The organism is Arthrobacter sp. TWP1-1 (assembly GCF_049897845.1).
Taxonomy (GTDB): domain Bacteria; phylum Actinomycetota; class Actinomycetes; order Actinomycetales; family Micrococcaceae; genus Specibacter.
Genome location: NZ_JAFCXC010000002.1, coordinates 161,373 through 182,137, shown reverse-complemented (window position 1 = coordinate 182,137; position 20,765 = coordinate 161,373). Strand labels below are relative to the sequence as shown.

Genomic DNA, 20,765 nt, shown 5'->3' with positions numbered 1-20,765 from the left:
TTATTTGATGACTATCATCGTGCACCGATCAATCAGTGAGATGCTCAGGCACAAGACGTAGTTCCTCTGAATCGAGTTTGGCTTGGATCTGGCGCAGCACGGTGTCGTCGATGTGCTCTTCATTGCGCAAGCGCACAACGGTGGCGCGTTTGCCTTCTAGGATCTCCAAACGTAGTGCCGTGTATTGCCGGTCGCGACGCACCTCGTCGTCGACATCCTCCGAAGCGCTTCCGCCGGCACGGAGAAGATAAAGATGCGCCAAGTACTCTTCTCGGAGTCGCTCGGTCACCGGGGCATCGATACCCAGCCGAGCAGAAACGCCGTCGAGGGCTTCAAGAGCCTCCTGAGTGGCGGCCGTCAACGCGAGTAGCCGCTCTTCCTCAATGCCAACATCGTGCGGCAGGGACGCCCACCGCACCACGATCGGCAGCAACATCCCCTGCACAACACTGGTCACCACGATCACACCTGCGGCGACGAACACGATCAAGTCACGATCGGGGAAAGGTTCACCCGAGTCCAAGAGAAGCGGGACGCCAAGTGCGGCCGCCAAAGAAACGGCACCACGGAAACCGGCTACACCGCTCACGATTCTCGCCCGAGAACCAATCCGACGCAGGCGCTGGGCCGGACGGCGGTCCAGCAAGCGGATCGCGTGCGTGACCGCAAACAAGAAGGCAATGCGGACCACAATCAGCGCAATCGAGATGATGCCAACCAGGCCCAACCCGCGAAGGATGAGTCCGGCGTCGAGGGCTCTCGTGGCTACCTGCAGTTCGAGCCCAACAAGAACGAACAGGGAGGCGTTGAGCAGAAATGTCGACAAGCTCCAGAAGCCCTGTGACTGCCGGCGGGTTGCAGCCCGCCCCCGGCGCGGTGAGGCTTGGCTCATGATCAGCCCGGCCGTAACAACGGCAAGTACGCCCGATGCTTCAATGGACTCGGCCAACAGGTAGGCGGCAAAGGGCGTCAAGATCGTCAACACGGTTTCCTGCAGGGCATGATCAAGCCGGGCACGCAGGCGGATGACGAGCCAGGCCATGACCGCGCCGATCAAGATGCCGCCCCCATAGGCGAGGACAACAAGCCAGATGATGTGCAGCGGCGCGATTGCTTCGGTTCCGAGGGTGTAGGTGACGGCGATGCCGTAAATGACCAGGGCCGTTCCATCGTTGACGAGGCTCTCGGCACGCAAGAGCGTTACATGCCGACGCGGTAGGTTTCGTGTCAGGGCACCCACGGCCGTCGCGTCGGTGGGCGCCAGTGCCGCGCCGAGAACCCAAGCCGGGCCCCATGGCACGCCAAATAGGTGAGCGATCACAGCCAGTACGCCCGCGGTCACCACCACCAAGAGTGTGCTGTTTAGCAGGATGCCACGAAAGTTTGCGCGGATCTCTCGCAGCGACGTCGTCAAGCTTTCCCAAAACAACAGTGCAGGTAGGAACAGGAAGAGCACCACTTCTGGGGGAAGCGAGACCCCTCGTAGAACTGGAACGAAGCCCAGCAGCACCCCACTGATCAATAAAAGCAGTGGCGGTGCGATGTGGAGGCGGCGGGATAGCCCGCTGCACACCATGATGGTCACCCCTAGGATGACGACGATCTCAAGTCCGAGCATGCTCTCACCCTTCAACTACAAGGGGCGCCATTGCCCGCGCGACGATTGTGCACCATCTGGTTCCCAGATGACACTGCGGATACCTATATGAAACCACGCCCGCCCCATGTCGTCACTGAAGCCGAGTAATCCCGGCCTTCACGGGCCGGTGGGCGGCTAGCCACACACCGGCCCACTGAAGCGACGCCAGCGGTGGAGAGACGAAGATCATCCCTGAAAAATGCGCGTTCTGGCCCCGTGTGGCGATACTGGAAGGATGTCGAAACGTGTTTTATCGCCCTTGACAGCACTGCTGGGGCGCTCCATCAGGCAGTTATACATCCTGCCACTGCGCTACTGGCTTCTCACCGGCAGCATGTATGCCGTACTGGATCTTTGGGTCAGCCCACTCATTTCCCGGCTCCTGCTGGCGGCCGTCCATCAGGCCGGGTTGGCTACACTCACTGACCGCACGATGAGCACGCTATTGACGTCCCCGGCGTCCCTTGGAATCCTGGCGGGTACCTTCATTATTATCTCCGCCGCGACCCTCCTTTCCTTTGCCACAATGCTGATCATTGCCGATCTTCAGTTCACTCGGCAACCGCCCTCAATTACCGCGGTTGCCGGGCGCCTCCTCCATTTGGCCAAGAAGGCGTACCGGCCCGGAGCCCCCATCGTCGCTGCAGAACTGGCGCTTCTTGCCCCTCTAGTTGGTTACACGCTCTTTGCTCCCGTGACAGGAAATCTCGGCATCCCGCCGTTTATTGGCCGCGAATACATGAAGACGCCGCTTTCGGCGCTGCTGTTAATAGCGGCCGCCGCAGTTGTCATTGTGATCATCTACGTATCGATCCTCACCATGCCCTTCGCACTGGTGCGGAATCAAACCCTGGGACGCAGCTTTATCGATAGCGTGCGCGCCATTCGGCAAGGCGGCATCAGGCTGGCACTGACTCTCGCAGTTGCCGCGCTGGGGGCACTCCTGGTCTCTCGCGGCGGTGCTTGGCTGCTCGGTCGGGGTGTCGATGCCTTGAACTCCAGATTCGATCACACGAGTGTTGCAGTCACCGCAGCGACATTCGCGTTCGCCTCGTTGTCTCTTGCTACGGCACAAGGTTTTGCCAACTTGTTCGCCGGTGAAGCTCGCATTTTCTACAAGATGCCATTCGTTTCAACAGTTACTAAGTTCAACGTTCGCGCGCCGCTGAGTCGCGGCACGGATGCTCGGACCGCGCTTCGATCGGCCGTCGTCATCGCCCTCATCTGCGGCACCGGAGCCGCTGTGATCCAGCCAGCCATGGCAACTATCCAGGTGACCGAGCCAGCCCCCACATCGAGCGGCAACGGGCAAGCCCTCGTCATCGGGCACCGTGGATATGACTCCGGTGGGGTGGAGAATACCCTCGGTGGGCTGGTGGCTGCCGCCGCGATGAAGACGGACATGGTCGAGGCTGACTTCCAGCAAACGTCCGACGGCGTATTTGTCGCCAGTCATGACACGAACCTGCTGGTACTGGCAGGAAAGAACCAGAACATCTACGAAATGACCGCGGCGGAAGTCGCGGCAACAACGGTGACGATGAAGGGCCATAGCGGAACGATTCCCACCATGGCGGCCTACGTTCAAATGGCGCATGACATTGGCATGCCCCTGCTGATCGAGCTCAAGGTTACCGGCCATGAGAAACCGGGCTACGTTGAAGACTTCCTCGCAGAACTAGACGCGGTCAATGGTTTTGAAGGCAACATCTTCCATTCACTGAACCCGGCCGCCGTCGAGAGAATCAAGACCATGCGGCCCGAACTCCGGGTGGGACTGACCATCGGCCTGCTCTACGGTTCACTGCCAACCACGCCCTGCGATTTCTACGTCATTGAGCAGGCCTCGCTGACTTCGGAGATGATCGAGGCCGCTCATGGGCAGGGTAAGGATGTGTACTCATGGACGGTTAACGGCGAGCTCAGCATGCGCGCGCTCCTGAGGGCCGGCGTCGACGGTCTCGTTACCGACCACCCCGATCTTGCTCAAGGCAACCGTGACGAGCTATCGCCCGGTTCCGACTATGTGGACGGCGATGTCCGGAACCAACTGCTGCTTGAATCACGGTCCCGCCAGCTCTGATCCGTTTGGCCCGCGGCCGCTGGCAGCAATGCCGCTACTATGAATGTGGCATGAATTGGCCGCGAGCAAGTCCCGCTTTGACACCCCAGCATGAAAGCAAAATCATGAATCCTTCACGCATGAATGTAGAGTCGTTCAACCTCGATCACCGCTCGGTCGCAGCACCGTATGTGCGGATCGCCGATCGCAAAGAGCTTCCCCTCGGCGATGTCATCACTAAATATGACGTACGTTTCACCCAGCCGAACGTGGCTCATCTCGAGATGAAGGCGATCCATTCGCTGGAGCACTTGTTCGCTGAATGCTCACGGAACCATTCAGATTCGGTCATCGATTTCTCCCCCATGGGTTGCCAGACGGGGTACTACCTCATCCTCCAGGGCGAGCCCAATATCCCCTCCGTACTGGACCTCATCGAGGCCACACTGACGGACATTTTGAAGGCCACCGAGGTTCCTGCCGCCAATGAAATTCAGTGTGGGTGGGGCGAAAACCACTCGCTCAGTGCCGCTCAGGATGCTGCACGGGACTTCTTGGCAAAGCGTGACGAGTGGGAACAGGTTTCCGCTTGAGCGCCATTGAAATGAACACGATTGAAGTCATTGTCATCGCAGCCATGGAAGAAGAAATTGCACCGTTTCTTCAGCGCTCCACGGACGTCAGTGATCCGATTCGCGTCGGTAATTCCATCCACCGCAACGTGGTTATCAACGGCGTACAGACGTTACTGGTGCAAGGCGGGATCGGCCTGGTCAACGCCGCCGGCGCGGCCACGTCAGCGCTCCTTCGGGCAAATCCGGACTCCCCGGAAGCACTCCGCCCTTTGGTGATCAGCGCTGGCACCGCCGGTGGCTTGGGTGATTCCGTCAGGGTCGGCGACGTTGTGGTGGGAACTGACAACATCAACGCCAATGCCGACGCACGCGCCTTCGGTTATGTGCTTGGACAGGTCCCCGGCATGCCGGTGTCCTACCCTGTCCCGCAGGTCCTGTTGGATCTTAGCTCCGTCGTGGTGCCTGAGCATCGCACTGGTGAGACCCTGCACCAAGGATTGCTGCTCTCCAGTGATTCCTTTGTGGACCAGGATCGTTCGGTGGTGGTCAAGGAACTCTTTGATCAAGTCCTCGCTACTGATATGGAGTCCTCCGCGATCGCCCAGACCTGTCACGTCTACGGGGCTCCGTTCCTCTCCATCCGCGGCATCTCCGACCTCTGTGGACCCGCGTCCGATGCCGACTTCCTGGTTCATGTGGACGACGCGGCTGAACGTTCGGCCGAAATTGTCACCGCAGTCATCGCTTCATGGGTTGCAGCCGGGTCACCCCGAACCGTTGCTGCCTGATCTGCACCTCTGGGTGTGAAGGGAGCCGGTCAGCAAGTGCTGACCGGCTCCCTTTCTCTTAATTCCTTGGCCGCGAGTATTCCTCAAGCACAGGCGTCGCTCCTTTCCCCTACCGAAGTTCAACGACGTCGGACCCACTCAGAAAAGTCATCGACAAATTACCATTGACTACGTAGTCAATGGTGTGATTGAATTCGTATCAGATAGATTGACTACGTAGTCAACACCACTGGAGGCACATCTTGCAGCACATCGGCGCAGCAGTGACACAATCACCCAAACCTGGGGCACGCGTGTCAATGATGGATATTGCGCGGCACTCCGGTGTGTCTCAGAAGACTGTCTCACGGGTTGTCAACGGAGAGGCTCATGTATCGCCAGATGTAAAGGCTAAGGTTCAGCAATCCATCGATGAGCTCGGATTCCGCCCCAATGCGGCAGCCCGTGCCCTCGTGACACAACGCTTCAAGCGAATTGGCATGGTAACCATCGGAACCACTCTCTTTGGTCCGACGGCGATACTAAGCGGTGTTGAAGCTGCTGCAAAGTCTGCGGGATACTTTCTCAGCGTGGTCCGCACCGGCGATGGAACCCCTGCCCAGATCCAGTCGGCCATCGACCAACTGGTGACACAAGGAGTGGACGGAATTATCTTGTCAGAGCCAATCGACGTTGGTCATCCGATCATGGACGTCCCTATGGGGTTGCCCGTCCTCAGTTTTGACCAGCCCTCGTCCATAACGCGTGACCACGAACTGGTGGTCGGCCTTGATGAGAGTGCAGCGGCACGCAGTGCAACAGAGCATCTACTGGCACTGGGGCATGAAACCGTGTGGCACATTGCTGGCGATGAGAATTGGGCCGCAACCCGGCGCCGAATTCAAGGCTGGCAAGAGGCGTTGAGTGACGCAGGCGCAGCCGAACCGGCCATCATCTACGGCGACTGGTCCCCGGCATCAGGCTATGCCGCAGCGCAGTCAATGTTGAACCGGCCTGACGTCACGGCCATCTTTGCGGCCAATGACACCATGGCCGTCGGAGCTATGCGGGCCTTTCAGCTGGCAGGGCTGAACGTTCCGGAGGATGTGAGCATTGTTGGATTTGATGACAGCCCCGAATCCGCATTTCTACACACACCACTGACCACTATTCGTCAAGACTTTGACGAAGTAACACGCCTGGCCGTGCACCGTCTGATCCGCACGATCGAAGGCCATCCACCAACTACTTTGCACAGATCCGTCCCCGCGCAGCTCATCATCCGCGAGTCAACCGCCCGGCGATCACCTGAACGGCACCACATCCGTTCCATCTAAACGGATCTCCGCCGTTCCCACTAAACGACTCCCCTAGGAGCCGTTCCCTCTCAGCACCATTACTGACACTGGAGTCAACCATGCCCAAAAACATGCCCAAAACGGGTGAAGACGCATGAAAAAGAGCTATTTAAGCCGTCGCGAGCTGCTCCGTATCGGGACTATTGCGGGAGGTTCTTCACTTCTTGCAGCATTTGTCACCGGATGCGGATCTTCCACCCCCACGGCGGTGAGCGCTGGCGCCGTCGACCTGTCCATGTGGACCCACGATGACGGCTACATCAAATTCTTCGAATCCTCGCTGCTGGCAGTCAATGCGGGCAGCAAATTTTCCACTACCTTGGCTTTCACCAAGATCGGTTCCAGTGACATCGTCACAAAATTGATTGCCCAAGCCGTTGCGGGGCGCGGCACACCTGATGTTGCCGGACTGGAAATAGGGCAGTTTGCCCGGCTGCTCAACGGAGACCTGGCCGACGAGTTGCTCGTGGACCTTTCCGAAGTTGCCGCCGAATTTGGAGACGACCTGATCCAGGCCCGAACGGCACCCTTCTCTAAAAATGGCAAGCTATTTGCCCTAGACTCCGACACTCCACTGGCTGTCTACTATCACCGTGAGGACCGATTCCGCGAACTCGGCATTCCCACAGACCTCGCCTCATGGGAAGACCTGGCCCAGGCCGGCGGTCAGGCGAACAAGAAGCACGGAGTTTCCTTCGGGGCCCTGGCCACTGGAACTGATCTGCCACAAGTGGTCCAAGGCTTCCAGATCCCCCTCGTTCAGCGAGGAGGGAACCTGTTCGACAAGAACGGTGACCTGACCATCGAGACTCCGGAGGCCGAAGAAGTCCTGAGCTTCTTGTCCAAATCGGTGCAGTCCGGCGTCTACACGACGGTCTCTGATTACTACGGTGCCGGCATGCAGGCCGCGTTGAAATCCAACAACCTCTTGGGCGTGGCCATGCCATCCTGGTACGCCGCCTACGGGATTGTGCCAAATGTGCCGGAGCAGACGGGAAAGTGGCGGATCCGGGCCCTGCCTCCATTTAGCGGTGGAGGAAGCCGGACATCCGTTGGTGGCGGTACGGGATTCGCGGCGGTCCGAGGGAAGGCCAACTCAGCTGCCGCCGTCGAACTTATCAAGGGCGCCTATCTTTCCAAGGCTCAACAAGTTCAGCGCTATAAGCAACTCGGCTACTTGCCTACCTTGCGCTCGGTGTTCGACGATCCTGAGTTGCTCTCCCTTGAAAACGAGTACTTCGGCGGCCAACGCGTCTTCGAGGTCTACAGCGACATCATCGATGACGTTCCCGAAATCTACCAAAGCGGCAATCAAATGATCCTCAATACAGTTCTCAGCGGATACCTGTTGCGTGCCTACAACGGTGACCTCACTCCCTCCCAGGCCCTCACCGCCGCTGCCCGGGACTTCCGCGGCCAGACTCGAAACTAAGGTCACCCCATGTCAACACTTGCCAAAGAACGTCCACTCGCCCGACGCACGGAGTCTCCCTCCATCCGGCGCCGTCCATACAAGGCCGGTGGCCGTATCGCCCCCTATGCCTTCATCGCTCCGTTCTACGTTTTGTATCTACTGTTCATGATTGTGCCCGTCATAGCAGCCTTCGTACTGAGTCTGACCTCGTGGGTTGGCTTGGGAGCACCGACCTGGGTTGGACTACGCAACTACACCAACCTCCTCCACGACACCAGTTTTGGCACGGCCCTGACCAACTCGTTGGTCTACGTTCTAGTGGCAATCTTCATTGTGGTCCCCGCCGCCCTGATGATCGCGCAAGCACTGCATGCCAAGGGACTCAAGGGTCGGGACCTGTTCCGTTTGGCGTTCTTCATCCCCATGGTGCTGTCCCCCATCGTGATCGCCCTCGTCTTTTCATTGCTTCTAGACACAAATTACGGACTTCTCAACGCCGTCTTGAAGGCTCTCTTCGGGGTTGGCGACATCAACTGGTTGGGTACGCCGGATCTTGCCCGGATGGCAGTGAGCTTCGTGCTGCTCTGGCGCTGGGTGGGTTATCTGACCATCTTTTTCCTGGCCGGACTGCAAGCAGTACCTGCCGAACTCTATGAAGCCGCGGAGCTCGACGGCGCAGGCATGGTCCGCAAGTTCACGACCGTCACGCTGCCGGCACTACGCCCGGTAACGGCATTCGTCGTCGTCACATCCTTCATTAGCGCTGCGCAACTGTTCGATGAACCGTATCTACTGACCAAGGGTGGGCCCGGAGAATCAACGCTAAGCGTCGCCATGTTCATCTTCCGAGCTGCGTTCGAACGTCAACAATTCGGATATGCCGCCGCCGCTGGCATCATCCTCTTTGCCCTGGTCTTCACCTTGAGCCAAATCCTTAACCGCGCCCTGTCGATCGGTAAAACGTCATGACAACAACTTCAGCACCGTCCACAACATCATCCGTCACGTCATCCTTCGGCCGAAGGAAGAAACCTGGCAGGACCGGATTCATTGCCCGCCGCAGTCTGCTGTACTTGACACTGACAGCGCTTTTGCTTGTCTTTGTAGCACCCTTGTTTTGGGCCCTGAGCGGCTCCTTTAAGAATCGCGGGGACATCTTTGCCTCTCCCCCTAGCTTGATCCCCAACCCGTTCACGGTGGAAAACTACACCACACTCTTGAATACCCAACCATTCTGGAACTGGTTCTTCATGAGCGTTGGCACAGCCCTCATTGCCACCATCATTTCGGTCTTCGTCTGTTCATTGGCCGGGTATGCGTTCGCCAAGTTCGATTTCCGCGGCAAGAAGATCTTGTTCAACATCATGTTCAGTTCTTTGTCCGTGCCCTTTGCCGTAATTCTGGTCCCATTGTTCATCCTTGTCGTCAAGACCGGACTGTCTGAACCTTGGTTCGCCTTGATTGTTCCGTGGGTGGCCCCCGCCTTCGGGATCTTCATGATGCAGCAGTACATTGTTCAAGCGGTCCCCGACGAAATCATCGAGGCCGGCAGAATTGATGGCAACAGCGAGTTCGGCATCTTTTGGCGACTGGTTCTACCCCTGCTTCGCCCCTCCCTTGGAGCCCTGGCTGTTTGGAGCTTTCTGCAGACCTACAACAGCTTCTTATGGCCTCTTGTCCTGGTCTCAGACTCCAACCAGTACACGCTTCCCCTTGGCCTGAACATTCTCTTCGCTGCCGAAAACCGTTCCTTTGATCTAGTCCTGGCAGGATCCGTACTCGCCTCAATACCGACTATTTTGGTCTTCTTCCTCCTCCGCAAACAACTCCTTGATGGCCTCTCCGCAGGCGCAGTCAAGGGCTAAGAAAGGCAAGCAATCCTTATGGCCTCATTTCAGGACCGTGTCCTCTTCGGCGCGGCGTATTATCACGAGTACCAGCCAACTCCCCGGCTCGACCGGGACCTAGATCTTATGCAGGCCGCGCACTTTAGCGTGATCCGTGTCGGCGAGTCTGTGTGGTCCACGTGGGAACCCGAAAACGGAGTCTTCGATCTCGACTGGCTCTTGCCCGTTCTCGACGGCGCCCACGCCCGTGGCATCAGCGTCATTCTTGGAACACCGACCTACGCCGCACCCCCGTGGCTGGCGCGGCTGTACCCGGAGATCAATGTTGACCGGCGCACGGGTGCCCCCATGGGGTGGGGTGTACGCCAAGAAATTGACTACACACACCCGGCCTTCCTTTTCCACGCTGAACGCATCATTCGCAAGATCATGGATCGCTACGCCGACCATCCTGCCATCATTGGTTTTCAGGTCGATAACGAGCCCGGAAACGAGATTTTCTATAACCGGGGAGTCTTCCAACAATTCACCGATGCCCTCCGCCAGCAGTACAGAACAGTGGAGGCGCTTAACAAGGAATGGGGCCTCACCTACTGGTCACACAGACTGTCCACGTGGGCTGACCTTTGGACTCCCGACGCCAACGCCCAACCACAATATGCACTCGCCTGGCGCCGATTCCAAGCCCAGCTAACCACCAAGTTCATCAGCTGGCAGGCGGACATTGTGCGTGAGTATTCCAACGATGAACAATTCGTGACCACCTGCATCTCCTACGAGCGCCCCACGATCCAAGACGAAGAACTAACCAAGCACCTAGATGTGACCGCGGGCAATCCTTACTACCGCATGCAGGACCAGCTTGCCCTTCCCGTCACCAACGACGGAAACCAGTCGTGGACAACCACGGGCACGTGGTCCTTGTACGCCACAGCAGATCGAATGTTTGCCTCAAAGCAGGCACCGTTCCTTGTCACCGAAACGAATGCCCAAGCCATTGGCATGTCATGGAACAACGAGCCGGCCTTCGATGGCCAATGGCGCCAGGCTGCGTGGGCGCTCGTTTCCCGTGGGGCAACAATGATCGAATATTGGCACTGGCACACTCTTCACTTCGGCGCCGAAACATATTGGGGTGGTGTGCTGCCGCATAGCGGAGAACCGGGCCGCGTCTACGCCGAGGTGGCCCAGATCGGCGCGGAATTTGCTGCTGCCGGAGAACTGGTCGCCTCACTGACCCCGGACAGCGATGTTGCCATCATCTATTCCAATGATTCAAAGTGGGCGCTTTCCGAGTACCCCCAACTCAATCACGACGGCGAACCCGACCGCAGATCCTTCCAGTCCATCTTTGATTCCTTCTACCAAGGCGCCTTTGACGCTGGACTCCAAACCCGCATCATCCACGGCTCCCAGCTCACTGAGAACCACGATCCCGCAGTATTTGCGGCGGCTCATCCCGTGCTCGTCGCAGCTGGATTCTCCATCACCACCGACGAGCAGTTGGCATGGCTGGAAAATTACGCCAAAGCTGGCGGACACCTGATCGTTGGTATCCGCACCGGATACGAGGATCACGAAGCCCGGGCGCGGACGGACCGGAAGCCGGCCATTCTCTCCGACGCAACCGGAGTTTGGTACGACGAGTTCAGCACCATCAACGCCGCACTGCCCATCATGTCCGCTGGCGACGCAGTCTTGGAAGGTAACGCAACAAGGTACATCGACGGGCTGCAAATACTAGATGCGGAGGTTCTCGCCACGTACAAGCATCCGCATTTTGAACGGTGGCCGGCAATAACCACCCGCCCCCACAGCAACGGCAGGGTCACTTATGTGGGAACCGTCCCGGATGCTGCGCTGGCAAAGTCATTCATGTCCTGGGCCGTCAATATGTCCTCGCAGTCTGCCACAAAAGACTGGTCGCCTGCTACTGAATCGCAGACGTCAACCAGTGCGACATCGGCCAACGGAACCAGAATACGATTTGTCCACAACTGGTCGTGGGAGCCAAGCAGCTTCACTATTCCGGCTCAAGTTCGGGACCTCATCAGCAATGAAGCGTATGACGCGGGTACGGTACTTGACCTGCAGGCTTGGGATGTGAGAGTCCTGGCGGAAATCTAGTCCTCGCGCTTAGAGAAGCAACTGGAGGCCGAAACGGCCCGGCCTACCACCGACTGTCGAGGGTGATAGGCGGGCCGTTGTTCCTAAGCCTGGCGTTCGTTAGCTGATTCTTCGGCGATAGATGCTGTTCGCGAAGGCATAGGCCACGGCTAGGATGCCAACCAGCCAGGCCAGTGCAATCCAGATTCCGCTGCCGACGGGCTGCTGGGCGAACATTGCCCGAAGGGTGTCGACGACAGCTGTCACCGGCTGATTTTCGGCGAACCACGCTACCGGCCCGGGCATGGACGCCGTCGGCACAAACGCCGAGCTGATGAACGGCAGAAAGATCAACGGGTAGCTGAAAGCACTCGCGCCGTCGACCGTTTTGGCTGAAAGTCCAGCAATCACCGCGATCCAGGTCAGGGCCAGGGTGAACAGGACCAGGATGCCGGCCACCGCCAACCAGAGCGCCAATGATGCTCCGGTGCGAAAGCCCATGATGAGCGCGACGCCGATAACGATCGCCACCGAGACCACGTTCGCGGCCAGTGAGGTCAGCACATGCGCCCAGAGTACGCTCGACCGGGCGATCGGCATGGATTGGAAACGTTCGAAGATGCCGCCCTGTAGGTCGAGAAACAACCGGTACGCCGTATAGGCGACGCCGGATGCGATGGTGATCAGCAAGATCCCGGGGAGCATGTAGTTGACATACGATTCCTCGGAACCAGTGTTGATCGCTCCCCCGAACACGTAAACGAACAGCAGCATAAGCGCGATCGGTGTGACGGCCGTGGTGATGATGGTGTCCGGACTACGCAGGATGTGGCGCAGCGAGCGGCCGGTGAGAACGGCGGTGTCACCAAGGATGTGGTTGCTCATCGTATTTCCTTTCCTGCGCGGACGGACCCCTCGTCGCGATTGTCCGATCCGCCGTCGGACACCCCTTTGTCGGAAACGAGAGCGAGGAAGACCTCCTCGAGTGAGGGTTGCTTCTCGACATACTCAACCTTGGCGGGCGGGAGGAGTTGCTTGAGTTCGGCGAGAGTGCCGTTTTGGATGATCGTGCCCTGATGCAGGATTGCTATCCGGTCCGCCAGATGTTCGGCCTCGTCCAGGTACTGCGTGGTGAGCAGCACCGTGGTCCCGCCCTTGGCTAGTTCCTTGACCGTTTGCCACACCTCGATGCGGGCCTGCGGATCGAGTCCGGTTGTCGGCTCATCGAGGAATATGACCGGCGGGTTGCCGATCAAACTCATCGAAATGTCTAGCCGACGTCGCATGCCGCCCGAGTAGGTCCCCGCCTTGCGGTTCCCTGCCTCGGTGAGTGAGAACCGGGCCAGCAACTCATCGGCGATTTCACCCGGATTCTTCAGGTGCCGCAGCTGTGCGATCAGGATCAAGTTCTCCCGGCCAGTGAGCACCTCATCGACGGCTGCAAACTGCCCGGTCAAGCTGATCGATTGCCGCACTTCCTGTGGGTTTGTGGCTACATTGAAGCCGTTGACAGCCGCTGAACCGGCATCGGCTTGGAGCAGGGTCGACAAGATACGCACCAGCGTTGTCTTGCCTGCTCCGTTCGAGCCAAGCAGTGCAAAAATGCTGCCGGCTTTCACGGTGAAGTCGACGCCCCGCAAAACGTGCAGGTCCTTGAACGACTTCTCGATGCCCTCCACCCGTATGGCGGGTTCGAGGGCCTGGTCTGTTGTCATGAACGTTTCTCTCTTTGTTTTTGGTCTTGGCGCTTAGTCTGCGACGCCGTCGATGGTGTCAGCTAGGCGCTTGCGCTCTTTGTTGATCCACTGGCCGTCGGAGTAGTTCTCAATGAAGGTTTCAGCGAAGTCAACCGGGTCATCCCCAACAATGTCTCGGATGGGACTGCTGTCGGCGGCAGCGCGCTCGATCAGGTCGATGAGGTCCTCAAACATCTGCATGAAAATATCCCCCTTGACGATCGACCCTGCGTACATGAAGTAGCGCTCGAGTCCGTCGATAGTGGTTCGGTAGTTCTCTGGGAGCAGATCCTTGCGGGCCTTGTATTGGCGCCAGCGCTTCTTGTCCTCGAACGATCCGGTGAGCTTTTCAATCCATTCTGCAACCATGATCACTTTCCTTCTTTCTGTGGGTTTTTGATGACGTCGTGGAGATGGTCAATGCGTTCCGAGAGGAAGTTCCACGTTTTCCAGAACTCTTCTAGGTACTCGCTCCCTTGGGGGTTGAGCGAGTAGACCTTCCGAGGCGGACCCTTTTCTGAGGGGACCTTCGTAACGTCCACGAAACCGCGCTGTTCGATCCTGACCAGCAAGGCATATACCGTGCCCTCGACGATCTCGGAGAAGCCCTGGTCTCGCAGCCGGGCCGTAATTTCGTAGCCGTACGCCGGCTTGACCGCAAGAATCGCCAGGATGATGCCCTCAAGCGTCCCCTTGAGCATTTCTGTTCTTTGCTTGCTCATGGAACCCCCCTTCTCACTACTTGGTGATATTGACTACCACTAGATAGTAACACCGAATAGCGCTCCGGCAACAGGGTCAGGTTAGGGTTTGGTGATTCGACTTAATAGGTCGCCTGACCTAAATTTGTTGCATGACAGATAATCTGCAGTACTCACCCAACGGACCCATCCTCATTGTCGGCGGCTATGGCACAGTGGGCAGCGAACTCGCACGGCTCTGCGCGCCCTCATGGCCGTTACTCCTGACCGGAAGAAACCCCGCAAAGGGGGAAACGCTTGCGGCCGAGCTTGGAGCCACCGTTCGACGCTGGGACCTTAGCGACCAGGAACCTTTCTCCGCCTCGCCCAGGGCCGTCATCAGCACGGTCAACGACCCCGAAGATAGAGTCCTACGCGCAGCCGTACGCGGAGGTATTCCGTACGTGGATGTCACCCGCTGGACAAGTCGAATGATGCGGGCAGCAACGGTGGCGACGGTGCTCCAGCCGACGGCGCCCGTTCTCTTGTCGTCAGGCTGGATGGGCGGGATCGTCAATCTTGTGGCAGCTTCCTTAAGCCACGAACTCGGCGGCGCACAAAACGTGGAGGTCGCGATTAGGTATGACGTCAATGATCGCGCCGGGAAGGATTCGGTGGACTTCATCGATCGACTCGGCCACGACTACGAGGTGCGCCGCGACGGGAAACCGGAAATGGTCAGTCCCCTCTCCGACGCCCAGTGGGTTGACATCGGCGGACATCGCACGAAGGTGGCCCTGCTGGATACGCCGGAACAACTCACACTGCCCCTCACCTTGGGCGTGAAATCCGCCACCACCCGAATCGGTTTTAGTTCCAACACCTCAACCACGACACTGCTCGCCGCCAAGGCCCTAGGATTCTTTCGCTGGGGTCGCGGCGAAAGATGGACGGGTCTGCGACGCTCCCTCCTTTACTCCCCTGGACAAGGCGGAAGCGCCGTCATCCGCATCGACGCCCGGGGTCATGAAGAATCCCGCTCGTTGACCATTACTGACCCCGCAGGCCAGGCCCACCTGACTGCGCTGGGGGGCTATCTTGGACTCCAGCAAGTCCTGGCCGCTGACGCCACCGCGGGCGTAATGTTCCCTGAATCCAGGCACGACATTGCTGGCGCCCTTGCCGAGCTGCAGTCCCACGACGTTTCCATCCAAGCCGCATGACAGCGACTAAGGGTGAGTTGCGAAAGGCTGCTCTTCTCGATGCCACCGAACATGTACTGGTGACTTCGGGCAACGCCAATGCCACGATGCGCAACTTCGCGACTGCCGCCAACGTCAGCATTGGCCATTTGCAGCACTACTTTCCCGCCCGCTCGGATCTGATGCGGGCTGTGCTGGAACGCGTACTTCAACGGTCCCTAGCGTGGATGCGTGAAACCACGGGAATTGACCTCGAAATCGGCGACAATACAGCTATCTCCCGGACAGAGAGCGGCAGGATCGTCGCATCTATGATGCAGCAACAAAATGATCCAGCAACTGTCCGGCTATACGTTGAAATCTGGGCCTTGGCGGTATCGGACACCGAGATAGCTACCGTGCTCCGAGATTTCTACAGGCAATACGCGCAGTACGTTGAAGTCATCATCAGGCGTGCGCAGCCCGGGTTGGCTGCCAACGTGCACCAAGCCAAGGCCAACGCCATTGTTGCTCTTCTCGAAGGAGCGGTGATTGTCAGCGCTGGTTTTGCAGGCCTACAGTCCAAGGGGACCGACAACGAATTGATGGGCGCCATTCAAGGCCTCATTCATGGGCCGAAATAAGATAACTGTCGACGGTGAGACTAGGCGAGGGTAGACAACGAACCATGTCATGGTGCGTCGTAGCCTCCGCCACCAAACTTCCTACAATGCAGGCATTCCTGCTGCCATTCCTGCCCACAAAAGGTCGGTTGTAGCAATAGTCAGTGCCTCGACAGACGTTCCGTCGATGAGCTTTCCGGCCGCCAAAACGGCGGCTCCATGCAGGCTCACGAAGCAGACAAGCGCCAGCAACTCCGGGTCCCCCGCCCCTAACTCACCGGCACCCTGAGCTTCAGCGATCATGACCCGGGCGACCCGAATGCTCTCCTCGCCGATACTGCGCAGATCATCGCTGGCGTCAGAGTGATGCTTGGTTGAATGCATCACAGCCAACAACAAAGGATGAGCGATCGCAAACTCGATGTAGGCCTTAGCGATTCGCACAAAACGCGATCTGTAGTCTCCGATGATTTGAGCCGCTCCGACTATTTGGGTGTTCATGGAACGAAAGCCCTCAAGGGCGAGAGCATCAAGAAGTGCCTGCTTATCTCGAAAGTGCTTACCGGGCGCCGCGTGACTCACGCCAAGGTCCCGGGCCAGCTGGCGCAACGAGAGACCATCGACTCCCGCTTGCTCGATGAAATCCATGGCTCGAGCAAGAAGTGCCTCTCGGAGCTTCCCGTGGTGATAAGGCTGATCTGTCATATCTCGATTGTAGCAATTCGGTTGTCGTTGACAACAATGGTGACACTGCCTACTATGTTGCCAGCGACTACTTCTAGTCGTTCTATGACAGAGATGGAACCACCATGAGCACTCCCATGACCTACTCCGATACAACCGCACTAATTACCGGAGCGAGCTCCGGGCTCGGTGCCGAGTTTGCCACTCAGTTCGCGGCCAGAGGGGCCAACCTTGTCTTGGTGGCCCGGCGAACGGACAGGCTTGAAGCTCTGGCCCGAACCCTTCGCGACACCCACGGCATAAACGTGACAACTCTCCCCAAAGACTTGAGCGTTCAGGGTTCCGGAGCGGAAATTCGAGATGAGCTCGCAAGACGGGGCATTAGCCTCGACACACTCATCAACAACGCCGGCTTCGCCACGAGCGGACCCCTAGCCGAGGAGGAACCAGCGGTCATCGCCTCGGAGATCTCTCTCAATGTGGCATCTCTGGTTGACATCACCCGAGCCTTCCTTCCTGAAATGCTCGTCACCGGGAAGGGAGCTCTCGTCAATGTGGCCAGTACTGCCGCTTTTCAACCCGTACCTGGGATGGCTGTTTACGGGGCCACCAAGGCCTTTGTTCTGAGTTTCACTGAGGCGGTCGCCTATGAGACGAAGAAATCCGGACTTCGCGTGCTTGCGCTCTGCCCGGGCGCTACCCGTACCGAGTTCTTTGATGTACTCGGGAGCGAGGCCGCGGCGGTGGGTCGCCTGCAGAGCGCCAGTGCCGTCGTTGAGACTGCACTCCGGGCTCTCGATCGCAGCACTACGCCTGTAAGCGTGGTCTCAGGATTGGGCAATCGCATGCTGGCAGGCATCGCCCAGCGCCTGCCCCGCCAAGTCTCCCTCGCCATGGCTGGCAACGCTGTACGTGAGTAGTCCCACGCTCGGACGCAATCTCAGCAAGTCGAAAATATCTTGGCACCTTGCACTACCGGTGACCTTGAAGCACTCCGAGCCACGAAAGTTCCAGACGGGGATCGGGCGCCAATGCACTCCGATCCCCGTGGGCGGTGGGGCTTCAACGAGCCTCAGATCTAGCCACGTAGCTTCCTTTCATCGGCGCTTGGGCTAGGAAGCCAACGTGCACGAGCTTGTCGGTGAAATAGGTACCCACAACCAATGTGACGACCTAGCCCAATGACTTTCCCCGCACATGTTCGAACACCAGGTTTGTCTGCGTGCCAGCTACTGCAGGATTCGACGAGAGATGCTCCAGAACGAACTGCCGGACGTGTTCGGTATCCCGAGCCGTGACGTGAAGGAGGAAGTCATCCGCTCCTGCTAGGACGAAAAACTGTGAAATCTCAGGGACGGCACGAAGTTCCTCGCCAAAGGCCTTCATGAGGTGCCTCGCACCTGGACGGAGCCGCACGCTAATGAGCGCTTGAAGTGAGCGCCCCAACGCTTCCGGGTCAACGTCAATGGTGAAACGCTCAATGACGCCAGCGTCTTTTAGCGCCTTCAGCCGCGCAAGACAGGTCGACGGCGCAATGCCCAAGAGATCGGCCAAGGACTGATTCGTTTGCCGCGAGTTCTCCTCCAGGAGGGCGAGCAATTTGTGATCAATGGCATCCAAAGCCTGCCGCAGTTTCTTCGGTTCGAGCATGTCGATTCATCCTACTTTCTGAAGAAAACATCCAATATAGTCTCCATTCTCGTAGATTCTACGTGGTCTATGGTGTGACTCAATAGATACTGTCATTCTTGGGACATAAATTTCCTACTTCTTCGAAAGGCAACCATGATCATCTCAGTCCCCAAAGAGATTAAGAACAACGAATTCCGCGTCGCCATCACCGCTGCTGGTGTCCAGGAACTTCGAGCCTCCGGTCATGGCGTTCTAGTCGAGGCCGGCGCCGGAATTGGGTCAGGCATCAGTGATCAGGAATACTCATTGGCCGGTGCCGAGATCGTCCCAGACGTCGACGAACTGTGGGCCCGCGCAGACATGGTCATGAAGGTCAAGGAGCCCATCAGCTCCGAGTACGGCCGATTCCGTGAAGGCCTGATCCTCTTTACCTACCTCCACCTGGCAGCAGAACCGGAACTCACACGTGCGCTCATTGAAGCTGGCGTGACGGCCATCGCCTACGAAACAGTCCAAACCACCAACCGTGCTTTGCCGCTGCTGGCTCCCATGTCAGAGGTTGCAGGCCGGCTGGCCGTACAAGTTGGGGCCTCCTCACTGATGGCACCCGCCGGCGGTCAAGGCATTCTCCTCGGCGGCGTTCCTGGTGTCCGGCCAGCAAAGGTGGTGGTGCTCGGGGCAGGTGTTGCCGGAACCAACGCGGCCTCGATGGCGATGGGTCTTGGCGCCGACGTCACGATTCTGGACATCAATATCGGCCGCCTGCGGGAGCTTGATGCCCTGTACCAAGGGCGCCTCAAGACGGTCGCCTCCAATAGCTACGAAGTAGACAAGTCCGTTGTGGATGCCGATCTCGTGATCGGCTCAGTACTCATTCCGGGTGCGAAAGCTCCAAAATTGGTCAGCAATGAGCTGGTTTCGCGTATGAAGCCGGGCTCAGTGTTGGTAGACATTGCCGTGGATCAGGGTGGCTGCTTCGAAGATAGCGTCCCCACCACACATGAGGCACCGACGTTCAAAGTTCACGACGCCTTGTTCTACTGTGTGGCAAACATGCCTGGAGCCGTGCCCAACACATCCACCTATGCCCTGACAAACGTGACCCTGCGCTACGCACTTGCGCTCGCGAATCTTGGCGTGAAAGCTGCTTTGGAGAGCGATCCAGCGCTGGCTGCAGGCCTCAATGTCATGGGCGGGAAAGTTACGAATGCGTCAGTGTGCAACGCACACGGCATTGAACTAGCTGTGTGGCAGGAGCTTGTCCCGGCTTAGTGCGTGAGCCCTAGTCAGCGTAGCCAAACTGGGGCTCATTTGGGTGCGCGCCACCGGCCTGCTCAAACCGGCTGGTCAGGATCGTCTTTGGGTAACAGTCTGTGACGGAGGGCTGTCAGAATCCGCTGTACATCAAGTGCCACGGCTGCTCCCGAGGTTGCGGCGGAAGCATCGGACTCGGCAGCGGTGGAGACCGCGGCATTGAGTGCCGCAAGGCTGTCGTCGGCCGAGTCCAATATCCCAGCCATGGCAGCATCCTCTTCCCAAGCCCGCAGCACCTCCGCCGTCGCAGTTAAACATATGCTCAACGGTTCGCGCAGATCGGCCTTAAGCTGCAGATTGAGGGGACCATCCCAGATAGCGGCGGCGAGCACCTCTGACAGATCGCGAATGTAGTACGTTATTCGCTCCAATACGGCCAGATCCTCATAAGTTTGGGCGACAAATTGGTGCCGCGACCGTCGATAGGCTCGTGGGTTGGCCCGGTGGCTCTCCCCCGCTGCATCAACCGCCCTGCGGATCTCTCCTATGACAACGTCCAAGTCGTGCTGGCGACTGGCCCAATCCTCGTGTTCTGGAGGCCATTCCTCAACGAGTGCCTTGGCTGCGTCCCGAAGTTGAGTCATAAGAGCGTTGCGGCCGCGGGAAATCTCCTCCCTGGCCGTATCCAACGTCAGTGGCGGAAAAATGGTGACATTGACAGCCAATCCAACCACCACTCCGAGTGCCATTTGTACCCCGTATCCAACCGAGAAGGTTTCAGCGTTTTGGCCACCAATGATCAACACCAGCAACGTTGCAACAGGCACATATTCACGACCGGCACCCAATCGAGGAAGCCCTGCCAGAAGTACGCCCAGCCCTACAGCCACGGAGATCGTAATGATGTTGGGGGTGCCCAATAGCAAAACCCCCGTGGCCAGCATGATCCCGAAGAGTAGCCCAACGAGTGTCTGCAGGCCCGAACGCACTGAACCCATAAAAGTGGGATACATGCTGACCAAAGCGCCTAGAGGTGCGTAATAGGGGTATTCGTCCACAACCCCAGGCATATATGGCGCCAGAATCCAGGAAAGGCCGACTGCCAACGCAGTTTTGGCCGCAAGCAAGGCCCTTTGAGCCGCCCTAGATGATGTCACCCACTTTTTCAGCTCACCCATGGATCTCCCTCTACTAATAGCGTGGTCCA

General features: G+C 58.3%; 20 protein-coding genes. 12 read left to right on the top strand and 8 right to left on the bottom strand.

Annotated features, from left to right (window positions below; translation table 11 throughout):
* Window positions 1-28 precede the first annotated feature (28 nt).
* Window positions 29-1,618: a Na+/H+ antiporter gene (locus ACP7B9_RS04125; RefSeq protein ID WP_425861018.1), complete on the bottom strand. Its 1,590-nt coding sequence runs from the start codon at window positions 1,616-1,618 to the stop codon at window positions 29-31.
* 256 nt (window positions 1,619-1,874) lie between these two features.
* Here ACP7B9_RS04125 and ACP7B9_RS04120 point away from each other — a divergent pair, with 256 nt between their 5' ends.
* The 8 genes from ACP7B9_RS04120 (at window position 1,875) to ACP7B9_RS04085 (ending at window position 11,789) form a co-directional block, all read left to right on the top strand.
* Window positions 1,875-3,722 (top strand): glycerophosphodiester phosphodiesterase family protein, encoded by a 1,848-nt coding sequence (locus ACP7B9_RS04120; protein ID WP_425861016.1) that lies wholly within the window; start codon window positions 1,875-1,877, stop codon window positions 3,720-3,722.
* A gap of 119 nt (window positions 3,723-3,841) precedes the next feature.
* Window positions 3,842-4,294, top strand: a complete 453-nt coding sequence (locus tag ACP7B9_RS04115; protein WP_425861014.1) for an S-ribosylhomocysteine lyase — start codon at window positions 3,842-3,844, stop codon at window positions 4,292-4,294.
* Window positions 4,291-5,064, top strand: coding sequence for a 5'-methylthioadenosine/S-adenosylhomocysteine nucleosidase (gene mtnN, locus ACP7B9_RS04110; RefSeq protein ID WP_425861013.1), 774 nt, complete (start codon window positions 4,291-4,293; stop codon window positions 5,062-5,064). The genes ACP7B9_RS04115 and mtnN overlap by 4 nt, the downstream gene beginning before the upstream one ends.
* 263 nt (window positions 5,065-5,327) lie before the next feature.
* Window positions 5,328-6,380 (top strand): LacI family DNA-binding transcriptional regulator, encoded by a 1,053-nt coding sequence (locus tag ACP7B9_RS04105; RefSeq protein WP_425861011.1) that lies wholly within the window; start codon window positions 5,328-5,330, stop codon window positions 6,378-6,380.
* A 115-nt stretch (window positions 6,381-6,495) separates the two neighbouring features.
* Window positions 6,496-7,833: an ABC transporter substrate-binding protein gene (locus tag ACP7B9_RS04100; protein WP_425861009.1), complete on the top strand. Its 1,338-nt coding sequence runs from the start codon at window positions 6,496-6,498 to the stop codon at window positions 7,831-7,833.
* Between the two features lie 9 nt (window positions 7,834-7,842).
* Window positions 7,843-8,784, top strand: a complete 942-nt coding sequence (locus ACP7B9_RS04095; RefSeq protein ID WP_425861008.1) for a carbohydrate ABC transporter permease — start codon at window positions 7,843-7,845, stop codon at window positions 8,782-8,784.
* Window positions 8,781-9,680 (top strand): carbohydrate ABC transporter permease, encoded by a 900-nt coding sequence (locus ACP7B9_RS04090; protein ID WP_425861006.1) that lies wholly within the window; start codon window positions 8,781-8,783, stop codon window positions 9,678-9,680. Before ACP7B9_RS04095 ends, ACP7B9_RS04090 begins: the two co-directional genes overlap by 4 nt.
* Before the next feature lie 18 nt (window positions 9,681-9,698).
* Window positions 9,699-11,789, top strand: coding sequence for a beta-galactosidase (locus ACP7B9_RS04085; protein ID WP_425861004.1), 2,091 nt, complete (start codon window positions 9,699-9,701; stop codon window positions 11,787-11,789).
* A gap of 99 nt (window positions 11,790-11,888) precedes the next feature.
* Here the strand turns inward: ACP7B9_RS04085 and ACP7B9_RS04080 are convergent, their stop codons facing one another.
* Genes ACP7B9_RS04080 through ACP7B9_RS04065 form a run of 4 tightly spaced genes read right to left on the bottom strand, consistent with a single transcriptional unit; the run spans window position 11,889 to window position 14,226 of the window.
* Window positions 11,889-12,653 (bottom strand): ABC transporter permease, encoded by a 765-nt coding sequence (locus ACP7B9_RS04080; RefSeq protein ID WP_425861002.1) that lies wholly within the window; start codon window positions 12,651-12,653, stop codon window positions 11,889-11,891.
* Window positions 12,650-13,483, bottom strand: coding sequence for an ABC transporter ATP-binding protein (locus ACP7B9_RS04075; protein WP_425861001.1), 834 nt, complete (start codon window positions 13,481-13,483; stop codon window positions 12,650-12,652). Before ACP7B9_RS04075 ends, ACP7B9_RS04080 begins: the two co-directional genes overlap by 4 nt.
* Window positions 13,484-13,516: 33 nt before the next feature.
* Window positions 13,517-13,873, bottom strand: coding sequence for a DUF1048 domain-containing protein (locus ACP7B9_RS04070; protein ID WP_425860999.1), 357 nt, complete (start codon window positions 13,871-13,873; stop codon window positions 13,517-13,519).
* 2 nt (window positions 13,874-13,875) lie between these two features.
* The gene (locus ACP7B9_RS04065) at window positions 13,876-14,226 is read right to left on the bottom strand and encodes a PadR family transcriptional regulator (RefSeq protein WP_425860997.1); all 351 of its coding nucleotides are present in this window, start codon (window positions 14,224-14,226) and stop codon (window positions 13,876-13,878) included.
* A 131-nt stretch (window positions 14,227-14,357) separates the two neighbouring features.
* Between ACP7B9_RS04065 and ACP7B9_RS04060 the strand changes: the two genes are divergently transcribed.
* Together ACP7B9_RS04060 and ACP7B9_RS04055 are read left to right on the top strand one after the other, a co-directional pair.
* A complete protein-coding gene (locus ACP7B9_RS04060) occupies window positions 14,358-15,407 on the top strand; it encodes a saccharopine dehydrogenase (RefSeq protein ID WP_425860995.1) in 1,050 nt (349 codons plus the stop codon).
* Window positions 15,404-16,009: a TetR/AcrR family transcriptional regulator gene (locus tag ACP7B9_RS04055; RefSeq protein WP_425860993.1), complete on the top strand. Its 606-nt coding sequence runs from the start codon at window positions 15,404-15,406 to the stop codon at window positions 16,007-16,009. The genes ACP7B9_RS04060 and ACP7B9_RS04055 overlap by 4 nt, the downstream gene beginning before the upstream one ends.
* An 81-nt stretch (window positions 16,010-16,090) precedes the next feature.
* On the opposite strand, the gene ACP7B9_RS04050 is transcribed toward ACP7B9_RS04055, so the two are convergent.
* The gene (locus ACP7B9_RS04050) at window positions 16,091-16,693 is read right to left on the bottom strand and encodes a TetR/AcrR family transcriptional regulator (protein ID WP_425860991.1); all 603 of its coding nucleotides are present in this window, start codon (window positions 16,691-16,693) and stop codon (window positions 16,091-16,093) included.
* A gap of 104 nt (window positions 16,694-16,797) precedes the next feature.
* Here ACP7B9_RS04050 and ACP7B9_RS04045 point away from each other — a divergent pair, with 104 nt between their 5' ends.
* Entirely contained in the window at window positions 16,798-17,592 is a 795-nt protein-coding gene (locus ACP7B9_RS04045; protein WP_425860989.1) for an SDR family NAD(P)-dependent oxidoreductase, read from the top strand.
* A 253-nt stretch (window positions 17,593-17,845) separates the two neighbouring features.
* On the opposite strand, the gene ACP7B9_RS04040 is transcribed toward ACP7B9_RS04045, so the two are convergent.
* Complete coding sequence (locus ACP7B9_RS04040; protein WP_425860987.1) at window positions 17,846-18,322, bottom strand: Lrp/AsnC family transcriptional regulator; 477 nt, start codon at window positions 18,320-18,322, stop codon at window positions 17,846-17,848.
* A 135-nt stretch (window positions 18,323-18,457) separates the two neighbouring features.
* Between ACP7B9_RS04040 and ald the strand changes: the two genes are divergently transcribed.
* A complete protein-coding gene (gene ald / locus ACP7B9_RS04035) occupies window positions 18,458-19,576 on the top strand; it encodes an alanine dehydrogenase (protein WP_425860985.1) in 1,119 nt (372 codons plus the stop codon).
* A gap of 62 nt (window positions 19,577-19,638) precedes the next feature.
* Here ald and ACP7B9_RS04030 read toward each other — a convergent pair whose 3' ends face one another.
* The gene (locus tag ACP7B9_RS04030) at window positions 19,639-20,736 is read right to left on the bottom strand and encodes an FUSC family protein (RefSeq protein ID WP_425860984.1); all 1,098 of its coding nucleotides are present in this window, start codon (window positions 20,734-20,736) and stop codon (window positions 19,639-19,641) included.
* Between the last annotated feature and the right edge of the window lie 29 nt (window positions 20,737-20,765).

Bases quoted from the DNA above. Each gene is read 5' to 3' on its own strand.
- ACP7B9_RS04125 (WP_425861018.1), bottom strand. From the start codon at position 1,618: ATGCTCGGACTTGAGATCGTCGTCATCCTAGGGGTGACCATCATGGTG.
- ACP7B9_RS04120 (WP_425861016.1), top strand. From the start codon at position 1,875: ATGTCGAAACGTGTTTTATCGCCCTTGACAGCACTGCTGGGGCGCTCC.
- ACP7B9_RS04115 (WP_425861014.1), top strand. From the start codon at position 3,842: ATGAATGTAGAGTCGTTCAACCTCGATCACCGCTCGGTCGCAGCACCG.
- ACP7B9_RS04100 (WP_425861009.1), top strand. From the start codon at position 6,496: ATGAAAAAGAGCTATTTAAGCCGTCGCGAGCTGCTCCGTATCGGGACT.
- ACP7B9_RS04095 (WP_425861008.1), top strand. From the start codon at position 7,843: ATGTCAACACTTGCCAAAGAACGTCCACTCGCCCGACGCACGGAGTCT.
- ACP7B9_RS04090 (WP_425861006.1), top strand. From the start codon at position 8,781: ATGACAACAACTTCAGCACCGTCCACAACATCATCCGTCACGTCATCC.
- ACP7B9_RS04085 (WP_425861004.1), top strand. From the start codon at position 9,699: ATGGCCTCATTTCAGGACCGTGTCCTCTTCGGCGCGGCGTATTATCAC.
- ACP7B9_RS04080 (WP_425861002.1), bottom strand. From the start codon at position 12,653: ATGAGCAACCACATCCTTGGTGACACCGCCGTTCTCACCGGCCGCTCG.
- ACP7B9_RS04075 (WP_425861001.1), bottom strand. From the start codon at position 13,483: ATGACAACAGACCAGGCCCTCGAACCCGCCATACGGGTGGAGGGCATC.
- ACP7B9_RS04070 (WP_425860999.1), bottom strand. From the start codon at position 13,873: ATGGTTGCAGAATGGATTGAAAAGCTCACCGGATCGTTCGAGGACAAG.
- ACP7B9_RS04065 (WP_425860997.1), bottom strand. From the start codon at position 14,226: ATGAGCAAGCAAAGAACAGAAATGCTCAAGGGGACGCTTGAGGGCATC.
- ACP7B9_RS04060 (WP_425860995.1), top strand. From the start codon at position 14,358: ATGACAGATAATCTGCAGTACTCACCCAACGGACCCATCCTCATTGTC.
- ACP7B9_RS04055 (WP_425860993.1), top strand. From the start codon at position 15,404: ATGACAGCGACTAAGGGTGAGTTGCGAAAGGCTGCTCTTCTCGATGCC.
- ACP7B9_RS04050 (WP_425860991.1), bottom strand. From the start codon at position 16,693: ATGACAGATCAGCCTTATCACCACGGGAAGCTCCGAGAGGCACTTCTT.
- ACP7B9_RS04045 (WP_425860989.1), top strand. From the start codon at position 16,798: ATGAGCACTCCCATGACCTACTCCGATACAACCGCACTAATTACCGGA.
- ACP7B9_RS04040 (WP_425860987.1), bottom strand. From the start codon at position 18,322: ATGCTCGAACCGAAGAAACTGCGGCAGGCTTTGGATGCCATTGATCAC.
- ald (WP_425860985.1), top strand. From the start codon at position 18,458: ATGATCATCTCAGTCCCCAAAGAGATTAAGAACAACGAATTCCGCGTC.
- ACP7B9_RS04030 (WP_425860984.1), bottom strand. From the start codon at position 20,736: ATGGGTGAGCTGAAAAAGTGGGTGACATCATCTAGGGCGGCTCAAAGG.